This window comes from Dictyobacter aurantiacus (assembly GCF_003967515.1).
GTDB lineage: Bacteria > Chloroflexota > Ktedonobacteria > Ktedonobacterales > Ktedonobacteraceae > Dictyobacter > Dictyobacter aurantiacus.
Window position 1 is genome coordinate 1,833,239 of sequence record NZ_BIFQ01000001.1, and the last position, 22,570, is coordinate 1,855,808.

Sequence of the window (22,570 nt, forward strand, 5' to 3'; positions counted from 1 at the left end):
TCACTCATCACGCAAACGAATCAGTGCCAGCCGTGAACGTAACGCATCCGTAAATTCAGACAAACGATTCGTAGATTGTTGCATTTCACGCATATGGCGGGTGACATCACCCGTCATACGCAAGATTTCAGTGATGGCGCTAACAGCCATTTGAGAACCCTGCGACTGGCTCTCAGCGGTTGCACAGATGCCATCGATCAGGTGCGTGAGCTGATCTGTTACCACCCCAATCGCATCCAGCGCCACCCCTGTCTGCATTACCAGCTCCGTCTGCTTGACCACTTCCTGGGTACTCTGCTCCACGCTCTGCGAAGCATTGGTCGTCTCTTGCTGAATAGTATGAATATAAGCGCTCACCGTCCGCGCGATTTCAGAACTACTCATCGCCAGCGTGCGAATCTCCTGCGCAATCACCGTAAAGCCCTGACCGTTTTCTCCGGCACGCGTCGCTTCGATGGCTGCATTGAGAGCCAGCAGATGCATACGCATGGTCAAATCATTCAAGCCGGAGACGGTCTCATTGATCTCCTGGCCGCTCTCGCTTAGCTGTTTCATCATGCGAGCGGACTGCAGGGTAGCCTCGCGTACCATCCCCATCCCCTCGGCAGTGCGATCCACGGCGTTCTGCGCCTCATTGGTAACGTCAACTCCATCGATGGCCGTCTTCGAAAGGTGGGCCGCCCGTTCGGAGATGCGGCTCATCATCTGTGCGAAATCACTGATGGTGCGCGAGATCTGATCGATCTGCACCTCCTGGACATGTGTGTCATGCACCAGGAGTTCAGAGTTCTGCTGCACATTCTGCACATGGGCATCAACCGCCTGGGCCACCCCGCGCATATCGTGCAAAATAGCACCGATACGCTCAACCGTCAAATTGAGCGTATCGGCGATCGGCTGTAGACGTGGGTGTTGCGAAGAGATGCGTGGTCGCATATCGCCCTGCGAAAGCAACTGGATCTCCTCACTTAAAGCCGAAACCGCCGACTCCAATGCACGATGCTCCGCCTCGCGCTCCTGAAAGATGCGCACATTATCGATCGCGATCGCCGCCTGATTAGCAAATAGCTCTATCACCTGTATGGTCTCGGCAGTTGGCACCTTACCATCCTCTGGATCATCTAAAGAGAGAAACCCCAACAATTCTTGTTTGCGCGGGCTGTATAGAGGTATTAACAAAGAATCATCAGGGTGCCATTGCCCTGGTTCATAATGGTCGCGGTCTACTTTTGTCACCGTTATACTTGGTATAGCCGACAGCGCTTCATCGCGATCATGAGGAATAAAATAACTCTGGCTAATACGAAATTCAGGCTGCATTGTGTTGGTAAACAATTCAACGGCAAACGGCGTTTCGCGCAGAGTACGCGCATCGTCTTCTGAGAGACCAATCGAGGCCACGGACGAAAGCATTTTGCCGCTCTGATCCAGCAGATTGATATTTAGGTTACGAAAACCGGTGCAGGCAGCAGTGGAAGCAACAATCTGCTGCAGGACATCATTGAGGTCCAGATCGGCGCGCAACAGACTGCAAAGTCGTACCAGTTCGCGGGTCTGTTGAATATAGCGCTCCCTTTCGGAAAGGGACGAGTTGCTAACAGTCGATTGTAACTCACGCTTCACAGTATGCTCCTGCGTAATACTAGCCGCATCACGTCCCTGGAGTGTAGGTTGGATACGGACGCGGAGGAATCTTGATGGCGGTTTTCGTTCTGACATAATCTGTGCCTTTTCAAACTCAAGATCGGAGTGATTATACCCAGCAGAATAGCATACCACCCCCTGATCGACAAGATAGTAGCCCTTCCAGCCAGATCAGTATCGATAGGGTCCCTGTAGAGTGTCTGCCAGCGACCAGCAATGACGAGGTGCATGAAGGTACGATCATCATACCTTCATGCACCTCGTCATCACAATGTTTTGAGCATACAGACAGGTAAGCTATCCAGCGTTCGAATAGGAGAGGAAGTAGCCACGCAGCGCGCGGTGGATACGCCCTACGATATGTACCCCATCCTCCAGATGCTCTTCCTTTTCAATATTGCCCCGACGATGGAAAAGCTCGACCAGGTCCCCTTTGCGATACGGAATAATCACATCTATCTCTACCATATCCTCCGCTATCACCCGGGCCATAGTCTCCATCAGATTATCCAGTCCCCGCTTCTTGAGTGCCGACACAGGGACCGCATTGGGATACAGGCTGGTATCGATATCGTCGGGATCATCCACCAGGTCTACCTTATTCAGGGCTGTTACCCTTGGTTTGTCGGCGGCCTCCAGTTCTTCCAGGATCTCGTTGACGGTTTCATTCTGCTCGATAGCGTTCTCGTGGCTGATATCCACAACCTCAAGCAGTATATCCGCCTCCACCACCTCTTCAAGGGTGGCTCGAAACGCCGCGATCAGTTTGGTCGGCAGCTTCTGGATGAAACCCACAGTATCTGTTACCAGGATCTCCTGGTGATTGGGCAAGGTAATGTTGCGGGTGACTGGATCAAGTGTGGCGAACAACATGTTCTCAGCCAGTACATTCGCGGAGGTCAGGGCGTTAAAGAGGGTGGATTTGCCAGCGTTGGTGTATCCAACCACAGCGATGACAGGCATGGCCTGGGCCTCGCGCTGCCGACGGTGAATGGAACGCTGCCGACGCACATCCTCGATCTCTTCTTTGAGCTCCGAGATCCTGCTACGAATGCGCCGCCGATCAATCTCTAGCTTGGTTTCACCGGGGCCACGGACGCCGATCGCGCCGCCCACACCACCGCTGGCACCCCGCGATCCACCGGCCTGGCGGGTAAATTCTACATCCTGACCACTCAATCGAGGCAGGCGATATTCCATCTGGGCCAGTTCCACCTGCAGAATACCTTCACGAGTACGTGCATGTTGAGCAAAGATGTCGAGAATCAATGCCGTACGATCAATGACACGCGCGTTAAGGGCCTTTTCAAGGTTGCGCTGCTGGGTAGGCGACAACTCATCGTCAAAGATGATCAGTTCACAATCAAGCTGCCTCTCCAGATCGATAAGATCCTGTAAGCGTCCTTTCCCCAGGTATGTCGCGACATCAGGATGTGCTAATCGCTGACGCAGGGTGCCGACTACTTCAGCACCAGCCGTGTGGGCCAGCGCGGTCAGCTCGTTCAGCGAGTCCTCGACGCTCCAGACGCTATCAGCATTTGTAGCCTCGACCGCTACCAGACAGGCACGCTCAGGTCCACGACTGACACCGGTATCGATGAAACGTTCAGATTTTACCGTAATCAACCTCCGGTCTATTACTAATACAAACAGCATGCTATTGTGTATTGTATGAATTAGACCATGAGAATGCAAGTTTTATCCGGTCCACGAGAGACGGACCTACGGTAGTCTGGGCAAAGATTTGACGAACAGGCCATTCACTTTGGCGAATAAGCTATTGGTGACCGCCTGATTGTAGAAGTCGTGCCAGCCCTGTAATTGCTCGGTGGGAACGTTCAATCCGGGAACTACACTGGAGCCCTGAACCAGCGAGGTTTGCAGATGACCCAGGAAGGCACCCAGCACGATCAGCAACAAGAGCCAGAGCAGCCAGGCTTCGACAAGACCGATCGCGCCACCCAACAAGGTGTCTCCCTGACTGATAACAGGGAGGCTTCTGACCGCGCCACGAATAAAGTTGCCGACAATGTGAACCGCGAAAACACACCCAAAGAAGAGCACAATATACGAGATGAGGGGCGTTGCCGGAATGCCATTGGAGGAGAGCGTCTGGGTAAACTGAGGACCATAGGTGTATGCGACCCAGAGACCTATGGGAAGTCCAAGCAAACTCACTAAACTAAAAACGGCTCCATTGCGCAAACCATTAAAGACTAATAGGGCGACTGTCACAAGAAAGAGAATATCAACCCAGCTGAGAGACATCGCTTTATCCTCCCGGACCATGAGTATTTACTTTACAGTTGAACGGATGAGTCTATTATCATACACAATGATACAACGTGAGTAGGAGGTTGGTAACAAATGGGGTGTGAGGTGGCTCACATCTCCATTCGGGACCTTCGTGTTCGCCAGCCTGGGGGCGCTGACGCCCCAATCTCTTTTGTTTGTGCTGTGCTGCAGGCCACGCGCTACAGCGCGTGGCCTGCAGCACAGCACAAACAGTGCTTCTATTGAAGCTCCCATGCACTCAAAGCATATCTGGCCAGTTGTATATCACATGCGCAGATGCGCATGTGATATACAACTGCTACTACCTGCTTAGCCGGTGATACCGGTGAAGTTGAAGCTGTCGGCGCGCAGGGCGGGCGCTACAACTGTGAGATAATCAGTATATTGAATGCTTTCGCAGCCAAGCGCGGTTGTGCCACGTAAGACATCGAGAATACTTTGGGTAAAGCGTAAATTTTTTACGGGCCGGGTTAGCTCCCCATGCTCAATGAGAAATGTCCCATCTCGCGTCATACCTGTGAGCAGCGTTTTCACCGGATGCAACGGATTTGTGTAGTGAAAACGTGTTACATAAATACCACGATCGACACCTTTAATTAGTTCTTCAAGTGTTGCATCTCCCGCCTCTAACATGAGGTTGAGCGGCATCGGGCCTTCGCTGTTGGGCGCCGGCAGGGCATGACCAGTATTGGGCTTGCCTTCGCGGGCGGCTGTAAACGAGTCGTAGACGACCGCCTTCGCGATACCGCGCTCGATGATGTTGACACGCTGCTTGGGAACCCCCTCGTAGTCAAAAGCCTGCGGCAGACCAGCGGGGTCGTGACCATCGTCGTAGAGTGTAATCAATGAGCTGGCCAGTTGCTTACCAAACTGACCATTCATAAAGCTGCGCTCCTCCTGCACAGCGGTCGCGGAGAGTCCCATGAAGATCAGATTTTGAAGCATGTCGGCGACTGCATACGAATCCAGGACGATGGGATATTCTCCTAACTCGATATCGATCGGGTGGCGGCTGCGCTCGGCCTTGGTGACCGCCTCGCGTGCCATGCATTCAAAATCGAGCTTATCCACGTTGGTGTCCATACGCTGGGTATAACCAGAGCCGTGCGCGTCGGCCATCACGACGGCATGGCATTCCGCATCCGTTCGTGGCTCATAGGAGAAAACGCCGAGCGAGTTGGCGACCGCCACGTGGTGGGTGCTGGTCGAAAATGCGCCCGCGGCCTCCAGGTGGCGCTCTTTGGCCAGTTGTACAATAATCCCTATGCGGCGCGCCCGTTCCTCGGGCGTAAACCCGGCGGTGCGCTCACTGTAGCCAGCCGCCGATAGCGTCGGAGCGGGGCTCGGAAGCGAATGGAACTCGGGATTCTCGGGCTGGATGCGCGCAATCTCCAGCGCCTGCTCCGTCACTTTGCGCAAGGACTCATCGTCCAGCCGATTGGTGGTTGCGACTCCTACTCGCTTGCCGACCACGGCGCGCACCCGCAGTTCGTGATCGCTCTCGGCGACGTTCTGATGGATATGGTTGGTGGCGAAACGGGTCAGCGCGCTCTCAGTGGCGTCAAATACCACCTCTGTCTGCTCGGCCTGGGAATAGCGCAAAACTTTCTCCAGCAACGTGCGAACGCTTGCCTCATCAAAATACATGCTATTTACTCCCATTTCTATGACCACCGTCCAACGCCAACCTGCACATTGCGGAAACGTGCTGGGGCCGCTCCATGACCGGTGCGCATCACTTGCATTGGCTCGCCCTTCCCGCAGTTTGGCGTGCCCCACACGGTCCATTCATCCTGGCTACATACGGCATCGCACGAGCCCCAGAACTGCGGCGTAATGCCCGTATAGGTAGCATTTTTATAGAGGCGTCCTAACTTGCCATTCTTGATCTCGTAAGCCAGCTCTACCCCAAACTGGAAGTTCAGGCGGCGATCATCGATGCTCCAGCTTTTATTAATGCTCATATAGAGCCCATCACTGGTATCAGCGATCAGGTCATCCAGCTTCCATGTACCGGGTTCCAGACTGACATTGGTCATACGAATCATCGGTAGACGGTTCCAGCCATCCGCCCGCACACAACCATTGCTGCTCAGACCGATCAGAGGCGCGGTATCGCGCGACATCAGGTAGCCGCTGAAGATGCCCTGAGAAACAATCGGCGTGCGTTGAGCCGGTACCCCTTCGTCGTCCCAGCCAAAGGTTCCTAACGCACCTGGAATAGTCGCGTCCGCCGTCAAATTAACTACGTCCGACCCATAGCGATAGTTGCTATTTAGCTTGTCTGTGGTTAAGAAGCTCTTACCTACAAAACCCGCTTCGTAGCCGAGCACACGATCCAGTTCAATGGGATGTCCACAGGATTCATGTACCTGGAGAGCGGTCTGCGGACCATCCAGGATAATGGTGGTGACGCCACTGGGGCACTGCGGGGCCGCCAGCAGGCGCACGGCCTCTTCACCTATGCGCGCGCCATGATTCACCAGGTCCATCGCCTCGATAAATTCGTATCCGGTTGTCCCTGCCTGGCGACCAAATGAGTTGGGATAGGAGCGCGTCTGTAGCTCGTTGCTCTCGGGATCTACAGCCGTGGCGGAGATGGCCGCGCCGGTGTCGAAAAGCTCCTGCTCGATTTCGCTACCTTCGGAGCTGGCGAAAAACTTGCGCTCACGCGAGTATTCCATCATCGCGCTGGTGATAGCGACCCCATCAACACTGCGCATGGCGGCATCGGCATCCAGTAAGAGCTGCACCTTCTGATTTAAGGGCACCGTAAATGGATCGATCCGCATCGGAGTACGATAAGACCCTTTTTGTGGCGGCAGCTCTGATAGGCGTACCGCTTCACCGGAGACCAGTGCGCTCGCGCGGGCAATCTGTACCGCCTGGCGGGCGATACGCTCGGCTTCAGCATTATCCATACGCGCGCTACTGGCGAATCCCCAGGCTCCATTAACAATCACGCGCACATTAAAACCACTGCTTGTCCCACTGGACACGCCCTCGACACGGCCGTTTTTAACCTCAATGCCTTCGGTGGTACGCTCCATCACGCGTACATCTACGTAGCTTGCTCCGAATTGCCGGGCGGCATTGATGGCTCTGATTGCGAGTTCACGCATGTATTATTCTTTCTACTTCATACAAGCCGGCCAGCACACGATATATGACCTTCTAAATAAGGTCACGCCAAAGGAAACAACAGGTATGTCATATGATATATGAACCTGCTGCTTTTTTGCCATTCCCTCATTGGAATAGAGTCGGCATACAATGCGCTTTGGCCGAACAACATACCGATAGAAGTAAGCAATCGCGCAACAATTGCGCATCGATAAAGAGGCACCCATACTTCTATCGCACTATCGTTGTGATATTATGCTTTATTGTACGGATTTTTCCCTCGCCTGTCCACTCGCCCGGATCGTCACCAAATTGACATGAACAGGCCGTGTATGCCGTCGGACATGCCTACGGGTAAGGCACATAAAGTGTGTTATAATAGCCTCAATCTTTTACGACCCTACAGTCCCTATCTTTAGACGCATAAAGCTTACAAATCGAAGAAACAGTAAGGAAGACCATGCAATACGGACCCACCGCCCAGCCACAGTATGGAAGCCTGCACTTACCCCATGGCGCCATCGACCTACCAGTGTTTATGCCGGACGCAACGCTGGGAGTTGTTCGTTCAACCGATGCGACCGATCTGCAAAATTGCCAGATCCAGGCCCTGGTTATGAATACCTTTCACCTGATGCAGCGGCCCGGCACGTCCACCATCCAATCCCTGGGTGGACTCCACGCCATGAGTGGCTGGCAGGGACCGATTGTAACCGATTCTGGTGGCTTTCAGGCCTATTCACTGATTCAGCAAAACGCGAAGTTTGGCTCTCTGAACGCGGATGGCATCACGTTTAAGCCGGAAGGTGCCGATCGTAAGTTTCAGCTGACCCCTGAAAAAGCTGTCCAGTTGCAGATGAGTTATGGGGCTGACATCATTATGTGCCTGGATTATTGCACCCATGTCGATGCGGATGCTGCGTTGCAGACCGAGGCGGTCACGCGCACGATCGATTGGGCTAAACGCTGCAAAAAAGAATATGAACGCCTGCTCAAGCAGAAGAAGCTGGCGGAAGAGAAGCGTCCGCTGCTCTTTGGCGTTGTTCAGGGGGGAGGGTCCGAAGAACTGCGCCGCCGCTGCGCCGAGGCACTATTGGAAATCGGCTTCGATGGCTTCGGCTATGGCGGCTGGCCCCTGGATAAACATGGCAACCTGCTCACCGACATCATTACCTATACCCGCAACCTGATACCCGCTCAGTATCAGATGCACGCTCTGGGCGTGGGACATCCGGGCAGCATCGCGGAATTGACTCGGCTGGGCTATGGTATCTTTGACTGCGCCATGCCCACGCGCGATGCACGCCATGCCCGCCTCTATAGCTTTACCTCCGCCACCACCTCTTTCGCCAGCGGCGAGCGATGGTTCAGCTACATATATGTGAACGATGACAAATATATCAAAAATGATCGCCCGGTCTCGGAGTTTTGTGACTGCCTCTGCTGCACCCACTATTCGGCCGGCTATCTCCATCATCTCTTCAAAATCAATGATACACTCTTTTTTCGCCTGGCAACTATTCACAATCTACGCTTTATGACCATGCTGACACAGCGCATTAGAAATGAATATTATGGCCAGATTAGATAAAACGACGGCCCTGGAACAACTGGTGGCGGATGTCAGCCGTAGCAGCAAATATAGAGATATCTGCCCTGAGCTTATCAGCAGCATAGGGGCGCAAGAATTGGAGAAGCGACGCAACCTGAAGGAGGCGATAAAGGCTACCAAGAACAAGCTGCACCAGGTTGGAGGGGCCTACCTGGATGGACGCGACCATCTAGCCGATTGGCAGGCCGTGCTGCAGCAGGCCATGACAACGGGACAGGCCGAGCAGATCAAGCAAGCCTGCCGACACCTGATGGGATACCACGCCTCAACCCGTGAGCGCCTGCCGATCCTGGACGTTTTTTATTCCACCCTCTTCTCCCAGCTTCCTCCTATTCACAGCATAGTAGACATCGCCTGTGGTCTCAATCCACTCGCCCTACCCTGGATGCCTCTGTCAGAATCCTACACTTATTACGCCTATGATATCTACCAGAACATGATGGATTTCCTGGCCTCCTACTTTGAACTTATGCACATAGAGGGCCATAGCCACGCCCGCGATGTCGTCCGCTCCAGTCCTACTCAGCCGGTGGACCTGGCGCTCGTGCTCAAAGTGCTCCCCTGCCTGGAACAGCTCGATAAACAGGCGGCCCACCAGCTCTTACACACCATCAATGCGCGCCATATCGTTGTCTCGTATCCGATTCAGAGTCTCGGCGGCAAAAGCAAGGGGATGGCCAGCTATTATGAGGAGCATTTTAAGCGCCTCGTGGAGGCCGATAACTGGCTGGTCCACAGGCTCGAATTCGCCACCGAACTTGTGTTTCTGATCGATACTTGCCCGGCATAACACATAGATTTTCTGACTCTTATTGAGTATTATTAAGTAAGTACAACGTTGAATGTATCTCCACAATATCTCTCGAAGGAGCTAGAGTATTTTTATGAGTATTCCCCGATCAGAATACCCACGCCCACAATTTGAGCGCAATGCATGGCAATGTCTCAACGGCGAATGGCAGTTCGAAATCGACAATAGTGATAGTGGCCTGGAACGAGGGCTACTCGACAGAGACTTAAAGGATCGTATCACCGTCCCGTTTTGTCCGGAGTCGGAGCTCTCGGGGGTCAACAATAAAGATTTTATGAATGCCGTCTGGTATCGTCGCAACGTGACGATACCTAGAGAGTGGGAAGGTCAGCACATCCTGTTGCATTTTCAGGCCTCTGACTATGACACAACGGTATGGGTAGACGGGGTTGAGGTCGTCCGCCATCGCGGTGGTTTTACGCCTTTCACCTGTGACCTGGGCAAGGCCAGTGGCACCAAAACGATCGTTGTACGCACCCGTGATGATCATCGGCCGCCTCAGCCGCGCGGCAAACAATCACAGCGCTACTACGACTGGGGCTGCTTCTATATCCGCACCACCGGCATCTGGCAAACCGTCTGGATGGAACCGGTGCCAGAGGTATCCCTGCGCCGGCCACGCATTACACCCGATGTGGCCAATAGTGTGATTCGCCTGGAGCAGCCAATCACAAACAACACGCCTGGACTGCGCCTGCGCGCCGAGCTCTCCGACAAAGAGGGGATCGTGGCCGAAGCCGAAACGGCTGCCGACTGGGATTTTTCGCCACGGCTGGACCTGCCCATTCCCGCGGACCGTCGCCATCTTTGGTCTATTCAAGATCCATATCTCTATGATCTGACCATCTCCCTGGTGGATGCTGAAGGCAAGGTCATCGACAGCGCCCGCAGTTATACGGGCTTGCGCAGCGTCACCATCGATGGGCGTGCCATCAAAATCAACAACGAGGTCGTCTTCCAGCGTCTGGTGCTCGACCAGGGATACTATCCTGACGGCGTGCTAACAGCCCCCAGCGATGAGGCTCTCAAACACGACATCGAGTTGAGTATGGAGGCCGGATTCAACGGTGCGCGCCTGCATCAAAAGGTCTTTGAAGAGCGCTTCCTGTACCACGCTGACAGGTTAGGCTACCTGGTATGGGGTGAATTTCCGGATTGGGGCTCTGAGGGCCGTGTTCCCTGGCAGGATGACAACACTTTCACGCCCGCCTTTGTGGCGCAATGGTTGGAAGAACTGGAGCGCGACTATTCGCATCCCGCCCTGGTCGGATGGTGTGGGCTTAACGAGACCCTCTATGATCGCCAGGAAAAGATCACGAACCTGGACGACATTACACGCGCCATGTTCCTGGCCGCCAAAGCGATGGACACCACCCGTCCCGTGCTGGATGCCTCTGGTTACGCCCACCGTGTTCCGGAGACCGATGTATACGACTCACACGACTATCTGACCGGAAAGGATTTCTGGGCCGACATAGAGCGCTATAAAGAGCGCCACGCGCATGTAGGAGAGGGCAAGGTCCATACCAATCTGCGCGACGGCCACGAGATGTCCTTACCCTATAACAACCAGCCTTATTTCGTCAGTGAGTTTGGTGGCATCTGGTGGAGCGAGCAGGTTAAAAAAGGCGATAATAAATCAAGCTGGGGATACGGCACCGCGCCCGAGACCCATGAAGAGTTTTATAAACGCTTCCAGGCTCTCTGCGATGTCCTGCTGGACAATCCACACATGTTTGGCTATTGCTATACCCAGCTCACCGATGTCTCGGTAGAACAGAACGGCATCTTCACCTTTGATCGCCGCTCAAAATTCGACAATAGCCGCCTGCATGAGATCCAGGCGCGTCCTGCGGCCATTGAGCAGGAGGTACAAAAAAACACCCGCCAATAAGCCAATAACACCATCAAAGAAGAGGGACGGGTCCGCGTACGCGGACCCGTCCCTCTTCTTTGATGGTGTTATTGGCTTAACCAACATCCTCATGCGCATCGCGCTCGGACTGGCTTTCACCATCCTGGTGCTTCTGCTCCTCCTCAGCGACAGGATTGGTCTGCTGCTCATTCGCTCCCTTAATGTAGTGGATACCCCACCAGCAGAAGGCCAGCAGACTGGCGGACACCATAAAGATCAGCGGGGTAAAGCCGACCAGAGTGGCGAAGGCACCGGCAAACAACAAAACGGGGATGGTGCCCGCGCTATATAGCATAAATTGCAGCGAGAGCACGCGCGCACGTCCACTCTCAGGGGCGCGCTCCTGCATCAGAGTCTGGGTCGGGATATTAACGCAGGCCATGGCAACACCAAGCACAAACAATACCACAATAACACCCAGCAGAATGCCGAGTGACTGCGTACCATGAACTGGATTAATCCAATGGCCCAGCCATTCCAGTCCCGGCAGGAGAATAAACCCGGCAGCCAGCGCGATAAATCCGATCACAGTCAGGCGAATACGGCCGACCTTTTCGACGAAGCGGGTCATCAGGACCGACGCACCCACCAGTCCAACCGCCGCCGGAGTCAGAACGATAGACATATCCTCGGGCGGGCGATTTAAGACTTGCTGCACAAATGTACCTGCCAGTTCACCAATCAGCTGCATTAATACGCCTACCAGGGAAAGCTGAAGCACCGAGAAGAAGAGCAGGCGATCGGCCCGCACGATCTTCCAGCCCGTCACCATATCACGCCAGAGGGTATGCAGCGCCTGCGTGCCCGCCGCGTAAGCTCCATCAGTCTCATGCTTATGCTTATGCTTATTGATATGATCTTCGTTAAAGGCCTGTTTAGGGATTGCGAGAATAAGGCCCACACAGACAATATAGAAGAGCGCAACGATGACAAACAGCATATCCGTTGATTCGACGTGAAAAGTACGAGAACCCAGGGCAAACGAGAAGGCCGGGAAGAGCTTGGCCACCACGCTACCTAACACCAGAAAGCCAATCGCCTGCGAGAGGGTCATTGAAATATTGAACAGAGATAGAGCTGGCATCAACTCTCGCTCACCCACCAGCAAGGGAATTGAGGAGCCCTCGGCCGGGATAAAGAACTGGCCAATTAGCGATGTCAAAAACATCAACCCGAATAATGTCCAGACATTTGAGCGATCCAGTAAGACCGTCACAAACATCAACAGCATCGTAACCATACGCAACAGATTGCTTACCCAGAGCACACGCCGCTTATCGATGCGGTCAACAATCGCACCAGCGATAGCACTAAAGGGAATGGCGGGCAGCGTAAAGGCAATGATCGCCAGGCCAGCCATAAATGCTCCATTTGGTGGCCGGTTCACTAACACGATCAAACCGAAATTGGCGGCATTCAAGATAGTCAGCGAGATCAACTGCGCTATCCATAGCAACAAAAAATTGCGATTTTTTAACACATGGCGAAAGCGTGCCACGCTCGCTTGTTGTTCAGTATTAGCAGATTTTTCGGCCTGCTCGGTAGGAATCGACATATAGCATCTGGCTCTCTTCCATGGTGATCTTATACTCGCACTCTTCTACTCATGGGTTCCTCTATTCGGTATACGTATGATTATACGCAAAAGTAAAAGATGAAGGGGTGTCAAATGGCCTATCTTTTCCTTCTGCCATACTATTTTCTATCTGTCTGCTCCTCATGATAGCCAATTCGTGCTATAATATAGTACATGACCATGACACCGATTTCTCAAACACAAAAGAAGACGGATCTCCTCGCGCTGACACTGCCGCAATTGCAACAGTGGCTCAAAGACCGTGGCGAGGCACCATTCCGTGCTAAACAAATATATAACTGGCTCTATCGCCAACTCGAAACCGACTTCTCAGCTATGTCTAATCTGCCGCAGTCATTGCGCCAGCGTCTGTCTGAAGAAGCATGTATTGGACCCACTGTTATTCGTAGTGAGCTGCATTCTAAAGATGATCGCACGCGCAAAATTCTACTGGAGCTATCTGATGGCAAACTGGTCGAATCGGTGTTGATGCTGTATCCCCCTTTAAAAGAGAGCAGTTCTAGAGCGACCGTCTGCGTCTCCAGCCAGGCTGGTTGCGCCTTTGGTTGCACATTCTGCGCTACCGGACAGATGGGCTTTGATCGTCACCTGAGTGCAGGCGAAATCGTTGCCCAGGTGCTTTTCTTCGCCCGCGAGCTACGCGCCGCCCCCTGGACCGCCGCCGGCTTGCCGGGTAGCACGCCGATCCACCATATTACCAACATTGTGCTGATGGGCATGGGTGAACCGCTACACAACTATACCAATGTCCTGCAGGCCCTGCGCATCCTCAATAGCAGCGACGGCTTCAACCTGGGAGCGCGCCACATGACAGTCTCGACCGTTGGTCTAGCCCCTGCCATCCGCAAGCTGAGCCAGGAAAATCTGCAGATCAACCTGGCCATCTCGCTGCACGCGCCGACCGATGAACTGCGCAGTCGCACCATGCCGGTCAATCGCAAATATCCACTGGCCGAGTTGCTGGCGGCCTGTAAAGACTACATCGCCACCACCAAACGCCAGGTCACTTTTGAGTATGTTCTGCTCTCAGGCGTCAATGATACCGCCGCGTACGCGGAAAAGCTGGCTGAGCTACTGGCGCCACTCAAGCAGTTCGCGCACGTAAACTGCATCCCGGTCAACGCCACCTCCGCCAGCTACCAGACTCCAGGCCCAGATGCCATCCGCGCTTTCCGCAACATCCTGTTCGAGCACGGCATCAGCAACAGCGTCCGCGCCGAGCGCGGAGACGACATCGCCGCCGCCTGCGGCCAGCTCCGTACCCGCTTCGAAAATAGTAGAAAGACACCGGTCGTACCGGTGCTTACGCCACAGACGTAAATATCATTCCGGGCAAACGAATTGGGGCATTCTCCGGTGGCCGAGCCACCGGAGAATGCCCCAATTCGTTTGCCCGGAATAAAAAAATGCGGCCGCGTAGCGGACGCCCGTGCGGGGGCGCTCACCTTACCCCCAAAAAATAAAAAAAAGACGCAATACACACAAGGAACCCCCTGCAACAGATAGTATTGTAGCTCCGACGCCAGTCGGCCACAAACTCACTTGTAGGGGGTTTCCTTGACGCGTAATCGATGCATAAGCGAACTAGCGCTCTTTAGGCAGCTTGCTCATGGTGCGCAGACAGCGCGTGCAAATGTTGACCACGCGTGGGGTACCATTGATCGCGATACGACGGCGCTGCACGTTCAGTACGAAACGACGGCGTGTGCGATGCTGCGAAAAGGGCACATTGTTGCCATACATTGGCTTGCGCTCACAGATATCACAACGTCCTGCTGACATTATTCTCATCCTCCCGAAAGATGCAAAGGGACACAAAATAATTCCTTCCTCAGGCGGAAGGCACTCATTTTGCCCTGTATTCGTTTACTTGATTATCCTCGGAGCCTCTGGTATACTGCATCAAGAAAACTCGTGCGTGCACCGTTTGGATAATCCAAACATGTCATGCGAGTATAACCTATATTGGCTATTTTGGCAAGAGAGAAGACACATGCGTATGCCAAAAGCATCTGCGATACAGCCGCAACACGGCTCACACCCTCTCGGGAAAATAGAAGTACTACCCAACGCCATCCATTCCATTGCAGTAGAAGCAGCCCTGGCCTGCTACGGCGTTCTGGGCATCGCCTCTCCACATTTGCGCAATGGACAGGCGGTCATTCTAACACCTGAGCAAAGAAACCAGGGGGTACGCATCCAGATACACAACGAGCAACTGACGATTGATGTCTATGTCGCGCTCGAATACGGATTGCGTATTTCTGAAATTGCGCATAATATTATGAGCGCCATCAAATTTTCAGTTGAGAAAATGCTCGGCACTCCCGTAACACAGGTTAATGTTAACGTCCAGGGGCTTATCCATGGGCCAGGACTTACAGAAAAGAAATAAAGGACAGAGGTAGCACAGCGGCTATGGAGGAAACAAAACCACGCCCAATATCACGTCAACGGTCGAGACGCATTAGTGTCTTTGATGGACAAGATTTAAGAAAAGCGATCTTAGCCGGTGCAGCCTGGCTGGAAGAGAACCGAGAGACCATCAACGCACTGAATGTTTTTCCTGTACCCGACGGTGATACAGGGTCAAACATGGCAGCGACGATGAAATCCGCCATCCGCAATATCACGCAAAGCGAGGAGAAATCGGCGGGGGTTATCGCCAGGCAGGTCGCCCATGACGCACTATTGGGCGCACGTGGAAACTCGGGCGTTATCTTATCGCAAACATTACGCGGTATAGCTGCTGGCCTGGAAAATAAAACGACATTCAATGCACAGGACCTGGCTGAAGCTTTTCAAAAGGCATCAGAGCTGGCCTATCGCGCGGTCATAAAACCAGTGGAAGGAACCATCCTGACGGTGGTGCGCGAGGTAGCCGAAGCGGCCAAACGTAGCGCGGAACATCAGAACGACCTGATTATTGAGATGCAGGATATCGTTGCCGCCGCTCGTCAGGCGGTTGCTCGTACCCCTGAGCTTTTGCCCACTCTCAAACAGGCCGGTGTTGTTGACGCCGGTGGTCAGGGCTTCTGTACCATTCTCGAAGGTGTCCTTCGCTACATGCGTGGCGAGACCACCAGCGACACAGACAGCCTGAGCAATACACTTGTCGCCGCTCCCGCATCCAACACCACCCATGGCGAAGCCCATACAAAAAAAGGACGCGTGACCATCGAAGAAGAATTTGGCTATGAGGTGGTCTTCCTCCTGCGCGGCAACGACCTGGATGTCGAGGCTATCCGCCAGACGATCATAGACATGGGTGGCGTCTCAACCGTAGTCGCTGGTGATGAGACCATGCTGAAAGTACATACCCATACGCTAACGCCGGGTAAGATCCTGGACTACGGTGTTGGCCTGGGCAGCCTGCTCGATATCAACATCGAAAACCTGCAGGAGCAAAGCCTGACTTACGCGGCCGAAAGCGAAGCGGAACACGCTGAAGAGGAACAGGAAGCCGAGGTCAGCAACCAGCTCGCGACCGTAGCGGTGGTCTCAGGTGAAGGGTTTGAAAAGGTCTTCCGTGGCCTGGGCGTCAGCTCTATTGTCTCGGGCGGCCAGACCATGAATCCCAGCATCGAAGAACTGCTGGATGCTGTAGAGAAAAGTCCCGCCGAAAAGATTATTATCCTGCCCAACAACAGCAACGTTATTTTGAGTGCTCAACAGGTAGTGAGCCTGAGCAACAAAGAGGTCTACGTCGTCCCCTGTAAAACGCTCCCGCAGGGAATCGCAGCCTTGATCAGCTTCAACTATGAAGCTGACTTCACCACTAATTGTGAAACGATGACAGAGGCCGCGCGCGCCATCCAGACGGCAGAGATCACTACCGCCGTCCGCTCAGTTCAACTGGGATCGCTTCATGTGCGTGAGGGTGACTCCATCGGTGTCATCAATGGCAACCTTTCGGTGGCCAATTCCAATATGGAAGAGACCTTGCACGACACCTTGCAGCGCATGAATATCAACCAGTATGAAATCGTTACCATCTATTATGGCGACTCCATAACCGCCGAGCAGGCACAGGAGACGGCCAGGCGCATTAAAATGAATTATTCACAGCTTGAAATAGAGGTTGTAGATGGCGGCCAACCCTACTACGCCTACATTATTTCTGTTGAATAACGACTATTACAGATAGGGGCATCCCCTCTTCTGTTCGATCCAGGAGCATAGCCTTTATTTTGCTGGCCAGCAACCATACAGAAGTAGTCCACATATTGGTGTCGGGTTAAAGGGGGTGCAGGAGGGCTCACCGTTCTCCTACACCTTCCGTGTGGATCACTTTTCATCGATTATATACTTCCCAGGAGACCTGCAATGAGCATTCGCATCGTTACAGATAGCACCGCAGATATTTCGCCAGAGACGGCGGACGCCTTAGGCATTACCATTGTCCCACTCACCGTCTTTTTTGATGAAGAGGCTTACCAGGATAACATTGACCTGGATAACGCGACATTCTATCAAAAATTACAGGCCAGCAAGGTGCTTCCACGCACTTCACAACCTTCGCCCGCTCTCTTTCAAGAGGCGTACACACGCCTGATCAACGAGGGCGCTACCGACATCTTATCAATCCATCTATCATCGCAGTTGAGCGGCACCTATCAGTCCGCCCGCACCGCCTGGGAAAGCTTGCCAGAAGAGATTCGCACCATCCCTTTTGAAGCCATCGATTCCAAAAGCATCAGCGCTGGCATGTTTATGACCTTACAAAAGCTGGCCGAAATGGCGACCGCCGGAGCCAGCCTGGAAGAACTTAAAACATATGCCGAGGATCGCTTCTCACGTACGCGTATCCTGGCTGTTCTCGATACACTGGAATTTGTCAAGCGTGGCGGACGTATCGGCGGAGCCAAAGCCCTGCTGGGCAACATGCTCAGCGTCAAGCCGATCATCGCATTGAGCAAAGAGGGGACCGTTACCCCGGTTGAACAGCCGCGTACACGCAGCAAAGCCTTCGCGCGTATGGCTCAGTTGCTGGCGGAAAGCGGGCCCATTGAAGACATCGCTATCGCGGAATCCAATGCGGAGGTGGGTCAACAGCTGGCTGAGGCCCTGAAAACCGTTTACACAGGCAAGATTCCCCGCTACAAATTGGGCGCGGTCCTTGGCACCCACACCGGTCCCGGCACCGTTGCGATCACCTTCGTCAACGCCAAACAATAAAGCCTGCTGAAATGGAAGTGCCCAGGGCGCGTCTTGTGCGCCCTGGGCACTTCCATTTCAGCAGACACGACCACACCTGTGCACACTCGAAAGCTGGCAACAGGTATCCTCACAGTCACAGAAAGCTGGCATACCACAAAAAACTCATCCTTACAGCTCATGCATAAGACACGCCATACCACGAGATACGCATTAAAGGAAAGTTAATAGTGGCTTGAATAAGCTTCTAACCATTGACTATACCGGGGTCGTCACGTACAATAGTAGTACCAGCGTGTATCTTTTTGTATACACAGTGGAAACGCCCGACGTGTTGTATATGTTATATGCGCAAGCATTTGCCAGGTTTAAACCAGATAAGTTGAACAATTGCCCGCGCATACATGGGGCAGACATCTGCACCAGGCCGATTCGTTTATGTAGTTCGTTGACAGGATGACACCAGGCTACTGTTGTCGTAGCCTGAACCAACACAATTTTGTTGGCATCAGCCATGCGATCAACATGGCGTAAACTGCGAAGGAGGAACGACTGTGGGTATGTTACGGGTAATGTCACGGCGCGGCGATGACCGCCTTACCTGGGATGAACAGAAGATTCAAACAGGTGATCCCGAAGCAGTGGCGGCCGTCAGAGAGGCGGAACGGATCTTCGAACAAGAAAAGGCGAAGGGCGCGACAGCATTTCGTGTTGTCGATGGCAGTCCGGTACAACGCATAGATAAATTCGACGCCACGGCCGAACAGATAGTTCTGGTGCCACGAGTCGTTGGAGGATGAGCGCCGCGTCCCTGGTCATCTCTGTCCTGTGTTGGACAATCATTGCCTGCGCGATCACGCCGGTTGTGTGGCTGTTCTTACTGCCATATCTAAAAGGGTTAACGCGCGCGGAGCGACGGGCGACCAACCTGTTACGCGATATGCTCACTCCAGAGCAATTTCGCCAGCTTCTCTGGCGCGGCTATTTGGAGATACCGAGTCCAAGTGAGCCTCGATGGACATATCGCGTACCCAGGACAAAAGGTTATGTGCAGATCATAGAAGGTGGCCGTGCCGTCATGCGCTTATGCCTGCAACCCACCGAGTACCTACCCGACGCGGATGTTGTGGTATTGCACAAGCTCATGATTGAGGCAAATGAGGAAGTCTACTTACAGAAAGCAAACAAATACGCTTGCCGCGATTGAGAAGATAGGATAACTAAGCGTTTAGAACGCATTAGGCTACATGATGAGACGCGCCAGACAACCCTCATAGGGGCGTGATTGTTACGCCCCTACTTCTCTTTACACGTATTACTCCCCTTCATCGTCCGGTTCTTCAATCTGCACAATTTCCCGATGCCCATTCTGCTTGACGCAGGCATGAGGTCCTCCATCCAGAGGGGTGTGGCACAGAGGACAGACGGGACGCCCCGAAGTCACTACGGCTTGAATGGTACTGGAGAGATCCTGCGCCTGCTGTTGGGTGAAACCCACCTGGATCTGGTCTTCCTCGCTCATGGTAACTTCAGGCTCGCGACCGCTCTCCAGCGAGATATTCAGTGGAGTAATCAGCAGGGCGAATAGTGAATCTTGTTCATCGAAGCTCAGACGCATCTGACCCACCTGTACCTCGTAGTCGGGATAGCGCGAAAAGTCAGCAGGCATAGTCACCGCGGCCATAATCCCCCCCGCACGTGCCTCCGTCCGCAATATCTGACCCTCTGTAATCAGAGCCAGCGAACGATCTAACGCTTCGGCCAGACCGGACAACTGCTCTTTCTCCAGCCACATAATGGTTGAAGCCTCTCTATTCCGCGCGAAGATGCGGAAACGCCGCTGCCCTGGTTGACCGACAGCATCAGCACCAATAATAGATACACGTCCTAAATCTATACCCATTTTTCACCTCATCAATATCCACGAGCTGGATCATAACGATTGATCATTGGCTCTCCTGCCCGATAGCGCCGCAGATTGTTAGCAAACAGTTCGGTCAGACGCCGATCATAGTGCACACTATCACCCGAAATATGCGGTGTCAAAATAACGTTGGGCAGGGAAAATAGTGGACTACTCGCTGGTAATGGTTCCTCCTGTGTCACGTCCAGACCCGCACCGGCGATCCAACCTTCTTTTAAGGCCCGAATCAGCATCTTCTCATCGATGATCTGTCCACGAGCCACGTTGACCAGGTAGGCATGAGGCGGCATGGCGCGCAGCTCTGGTTCCCCGATCAACTTTTCCGTTTGCGGCGTCAAAGGTACAGATAAAACAACGTAATCGCTGTGCCGCAACATCTCCTGCAGGCGATCCATAGGGTACAGCTGGTCAACATCGGGATCGGTCATTCCAGGCTCAACGCTGCGGCGCGTCGCCAGCACGCGCATCCCAAAGGCGTGACCTAATTGCGCAATGCGCCGGCCAATACTGCCCAATCCCACAATACCCAGCGTCTGATCTACCAGTTCACGTCCACCAAGCTTATACCAGCCCGCGCTATGGGGCCACACATGGCGATCCTGTAAACGCACCATTTCGGGCCAGGTACGATTAAACATGAGCATGCTTCCGAACACATATTCCCCGATCGTTGAAGCGTGAATGCCCACAGCGGTTGTAACGATTACGCGATCAGGCTCATCTAAAATTCCTGACGGACGCAGGCCATCAACACCGGCGCCCGAAGCCTGCAGCCAGCGCAAATTAGGCGCGAGCGCACGCCAATTATTGGGAACCCAATATGAGCAAAGGATCTCAGCTTCTTTCAGACGCTCAAGAAACTCCTCCCTGTTAGCGATACATAGTACATCAGTTTTCCCCGCCTCACGCAAAATCGCCTGTGATGCTGTTGTAAACTGGAATGTACTGATAACTTTTCCGTAATCAGTCATACAACCTCCTATTGCGGTCTGGTGCGTTTCTTTATTGCCGCGCCAGCGTGATAGCCTCCTCATTCCAACCAAACCCTGCATGATGGCCATAACTGCTAGCAATACTATTATAAATGTCAAATGCTCTTTGCAGTATAGCAATCTTCACGTCTATTACGCCAGGGGCAGCCTATCACCGGCTCTCCAACCGCTTACTGCGTGTATTATATGATGCAATTCATATTTTTAACGCATACTTAACGCGTACAGACAAATGGTTATGATACAGTATAGTTATAAAGATGATCCCGCGCTAGCTGCGTTTCTTATGACATCTACCATATATCATCAACGTATCAACAATCCAATGGGTGCTTTACGCAAAGTAGTTTAGGGGGGCTGACGTGGAAACCACACAAAATTTTCTTCATTCTCCATCCACCGGAAATCAAAAAATCTGGCCCACAATGGGAAACCATCAACTGATTATTGTTACCCGCCTGCTACAGGCTATAGCAGGGATGCAAAATATTGATGAGCTCTTGCGGTGGTCGGCGAACATGCTAGCGCAGCGCCTGAACTTAGAGGTTGTACAGATCTGGACCTTTCAGGACGAGCGCTTCAAACGCATACCAATCGAGCTATGTACCACCGCCTGTTGTCAGCCCGACCTACCTGAACAGATAGTGATTAATGCTCATGTGGCTGAAGTAGCCAGGCGTCTTTGCAATGAACATTATACCGTCACTATACCACAAGTCACTGAAGCCGTCTTTTCGTCCCAGGCTGCCCGCCTGCTGACAAAATATAATCTCAATTACTGGGCCTGCTGTCAACTCACAAATAGTATCCCTATTCAGGCGATAACAGGCTTTCAATATCCACTGACCCGATTTAACCCTCCAACGCATACGCTGGTCTCCTTTTTTACACGTCAACCACCTGATCCACGCCTCATTACCACCATTGGATATATCATGGAACAGGTTATCGGGATCGCGCTTAATCGTGGTTTGCAACTGGCGGAAAAGCAGGTTCTGGTGCAGCCACCCGCGGGTACAGGAAGTAAAGACGCGCTCTTAATGAAGCTCGTTCCACAGCGTAACCGCGACAGCGAGGCCAACCATGGCAAACACATACAGGTCATCACCAGTCGCCAGGTGCGGCGCCTGTATCTCTCCATCGATGGACGCCGCAATCTGGCTAACCTGGCTGTATTGACACAATTGCATCAACATGATTTCCTGCTGGCTTTGCGTTCGCTCCTCACCCAGAAGCAGATCCAGCTCTATGAACCCGATGGACACTTCGTCGATGGCACAGCCGTCCTGAGCGTTCTCTAACGGACCATCTCTCACCTACTATCAAAATACAAAATACTGGCTCTGCAATGCTCACGGGTCATGTTTCCGTTGATGCATGCATCAACTCATCTGCGGTACCCAGAAGTTGTTTATTGGTGCGTTGGTGCAACAGGGGTGCGGATGCGCCCCTGTTGCACCAACGCACCAATAAATAAATCAGTGCGGCCGCGCATGCGGA

Annotated in this window: 19 protein-coding genes; 10 read left to right on the top strand and 9 right to left on the bottom strand. The window is 53.2% G+C overall.

What is annotated here, in order from left to right:
* From KTT_RS07280 to KTT_RS07300, 5 genes are all read right to left on the bottom strand, one after another.
* Entirely contained in the window at nucleotides 1–1,719 is a 1,719-nt protein-coding gene (locus KTT_RS07280) for a methyl-accepting chemotaxis protein (RefSeq protein ID WP_126595345.1), read from the bottom strand.
* A gap of 222 nt (nucleotides 1,720–1,941) precedes the next feature.
* Nucleotides 1,942–3,270: a GTPase HflX gene (gene hflX / locus KTT_RS07285; protein WP_235845631.1), complete on the bottom strand. Its 1,329-nt coding sequence runs from the start codon at nucleotides 3,268–3,270 to the stop codon at nucleotides 1,942–1,944.
* Nucleotides 3,271–3,366: 96 nt separating this feature from the next.
* Entirely contained in the window at nucleotides 3,367–3,912 is a 546-nt protein-coding gene (locus tag KTT_RS07290) for a CvpA family protein (protein WP_160145708.1), read from the bottom strand.
* A 336-nt stretch (nucleotides 3,913–4,248) separates the two neighbouring features.
* A complete protein-coding gene (locus KTT_RS07295; protein ID WP_160145709.1) occupies nucleotides 4,249–5,586 on the bottom strand; it encodes a TldD/PmbA family protein in 1,338 nt (445 codons plus the stop codon).
* A 17-nt stretch (nucleotides 5,587–5,603) separates the two neighbouring features.
* Nucleotides 5,604–7,061: a TldD/PmbA family protein gene (locus KTT_RS07300; protein WP_126595349.1), complete on the bottom strand. Its 1,458-nt coding sequence runs from the start codon at nucleotides 7,059–7,061 to the stop codon at nucleotides 5,604–5,606.
* Nucleotides 7,062–7,522: 461 nt separating this feature from the next.
* Between KTT_RS07300 and tgt the strand changes: the two genes are divergently transcribed.
* The 3 genes from tgt to KTT_RS07315 all read left to right on the top strand — a co-directional run bounded on the left by tgt (nucleotide 7,523) and on the right by KTT_RS07315 (nucleotide 11,379).
* A complete protein-coding gene (tgt, locus tag KTT_RS07305) occupies nucleotides 7,523–8,653 on the top strand; it encodes a tRNA guanosine(34) transglycosylase Tgt (RefSeq protein ID WP_126595350.1) in 1,131 nt (376 codons plus the stop codon).
* Entirely contained in the window at nucleotides 8,637–9,464 is an 828-nt protein-coding gene (locus tag KTT_RS07310; RefSeq protein ID WP_160145710.1) for a class I SAM-dependent methyltransferase, read from the top strand. The genes tgt and KTT_RS07310 overlap by 17 nt, the downstream gene beginning before the upstream one ends.
* Before the next feature lie 94 nt (nucleotides 9,465–9,558).
* The gene (locus KTT_RS07315; protein WP_126595352.1) at nucleotides 9,559–11,379 is read left to right on the top strand and encodes a glycoside hydrolase family 2 protein; all 1,821 of its coding nucleotides are present in this window, start codon (nucleotides 9,559–9,561) and stop codon (nucleotides 11,377–11,379) included.
* Between the two features lie 76 nt (nucleotides 11,380–11,455).
* On the opposite strand, the gene KTT_RS07320 is transcribed toward KTT_RS07315, so the two are convergent.
* On the bottom strand, nucleotides 11,456–12,955 hold the full coding sequence (locus KTT_RS07320; protein WP_126595353.1) for an MFS transporter: 1,500 nt from the start codon (nucleotides 12,953–12,955) through the stop codon (nucleotides 11,456–11,458).
* A 201-nt stretch (nucleotides 12,956–13,156) separates the two neighbouring features.
* Between KTT_RS07320 and rlmN the strand changes: the two genes are divergently transcribed.
* A complete protein-coding gene (gene rlmN / locus KTT_RS07325; protein ID WP_126595354.1) occupies nucleotides 13,157–14,317 on the top strand; it encodes a dual-specificity RNA methyltransferase RlmN in 1,161 nt (386 codons plus the stop codon).
* 264 nt (nucleotides 14,318–14,581) lie between these two features.
* Here rlmN and rpmB read toward each other — a convergent pair whose 3' ends face one another.
* Nucleotides 14,582–14,779 carry a 50S ribosomal protein L28 gene (rpmB, locus tag KTT_RS07330; RefSeq protein WP_126595355.1) on the bottom strand — a complete coding sequence of 66 codons (198 nt, stop codon included), beginning with the start codon at nucleotides 14,777–14,779 and terminating at the stop codon, nucleotides 14,582–14,584.
* A gap of 211 nt (nucleotides 14,780–14,990) precedes the next feature.
* Between rpmB and KTT_RS07335 the strand changes: the two genes are divergently transcribed.
* From KTT_RS07335 to KTT_RS07355, 5 genes are all read left to right on the top strand, one after another.
* Entirely contained in the window at nucleotides 14,991–15,392 is a 402-nt protein-coding gene (locus tag KTT_RS07335) for an Asp23/Gls24 family envelope stress response protein (protein ID WP_160145711.1), read from the top strand.
* 23 nt (nucleotides 15,393–15,415) lie between these two features.
* Complete coding sequence (locus KTT_RS07340) at nucleotides 15,416–17,128, top strand: DAK2 domain-containing protein (protein WP_126595357.1); 1,713 nt, start codon at nucleotides 15,416–15,418, stop codon at nucleotides 17,126–17,128.
* Nucleotides 17,129–17,323: 195 nt separating this feature from the next.
* On the top strand, nucleotides 17,324–18,175 hold the full coding sequence (locus KTT_RS07345; RefSeq protein WP_126595358.1) for a DegV family protein: 852 nt from the start codon (nucleotides 17,324–17,326) through the stop codon (nucleotides 18,173–18,175).
* 539 nt (nucleotides 18,176–18,714) lie between these two features.
* Nucleotides 18,715–18,954 carry a hypothetical protein gene (locus KTT_RS07350; RefSeq protein WP_235845833.1) on the top strand — a complete coding sequence of 80 codons (240 nt, stop codon included), beginning with the start codon at nucleotides 18,715–18,717 and terminating at the stop codon, nucleotides 18,952–18,954.
* Entirely contained in the window at nucleotides 18,951–19,361 is a 411-nt protein-coding gene (locus tag KTT_RS07355) for a hypothetical protein (protein ID WP_126595360.1), read from the top strand. The genes KTT_RS07350 and KTT_RS07355 overlap by 4 nt, the downstream gene beginning before the upstream one ends.
* Nucleotides 19,362–19,469: 108 nt before the next feature.
* Here the strand turns inward: KTT_RS07355 and KTT_RS07360 are convergent, their stop codons facing one another.
* Nucleotides 19,470–20,057 (bottom strand): DUF3090 family protein, encoded by a 588-nt coding sequence (locus KTT_RS07360; RefSeq protein WP_126595361.1) that lies wholly within the window; start codon nucleotides 20,055–20,057, stop codon nucleotides 19,470–19,472.
* Nucleotides 20,058–20,068: 11 nt separating this feature from the next.
* On the bottom strand, nucleotides 20,069–21,049 hold the full coding sequence (locus KTT_RS07365) for a D-2-hydroxyacid dehydrogenase (protein ID WP_126595362.1): 981 nt from the start codon (nucleotides 21,047–21,049) through the stop codon (nucleotides 20,069–20,071).
* Between the two features lie 383 nt (nucleotides 21,050–21,432).
* On the opposite strand from KTT_RS07365, the gene KTT_RS07370 reads away from it, so the two are divergent.
* Complete coding sequence (locus KTT_RS07370; RefSeq protein WP_137296020.1) at nucleotides 21,433–22,371, top strand: hypothetical protein; 939 nt, start codon at nucleotides 21,433–21,435, stop codon at nucleotides 22,369–22,371.
* The last annotated feature ends 199 nt before the right edge of the window (nucleotides 22,372–22,570 follow it).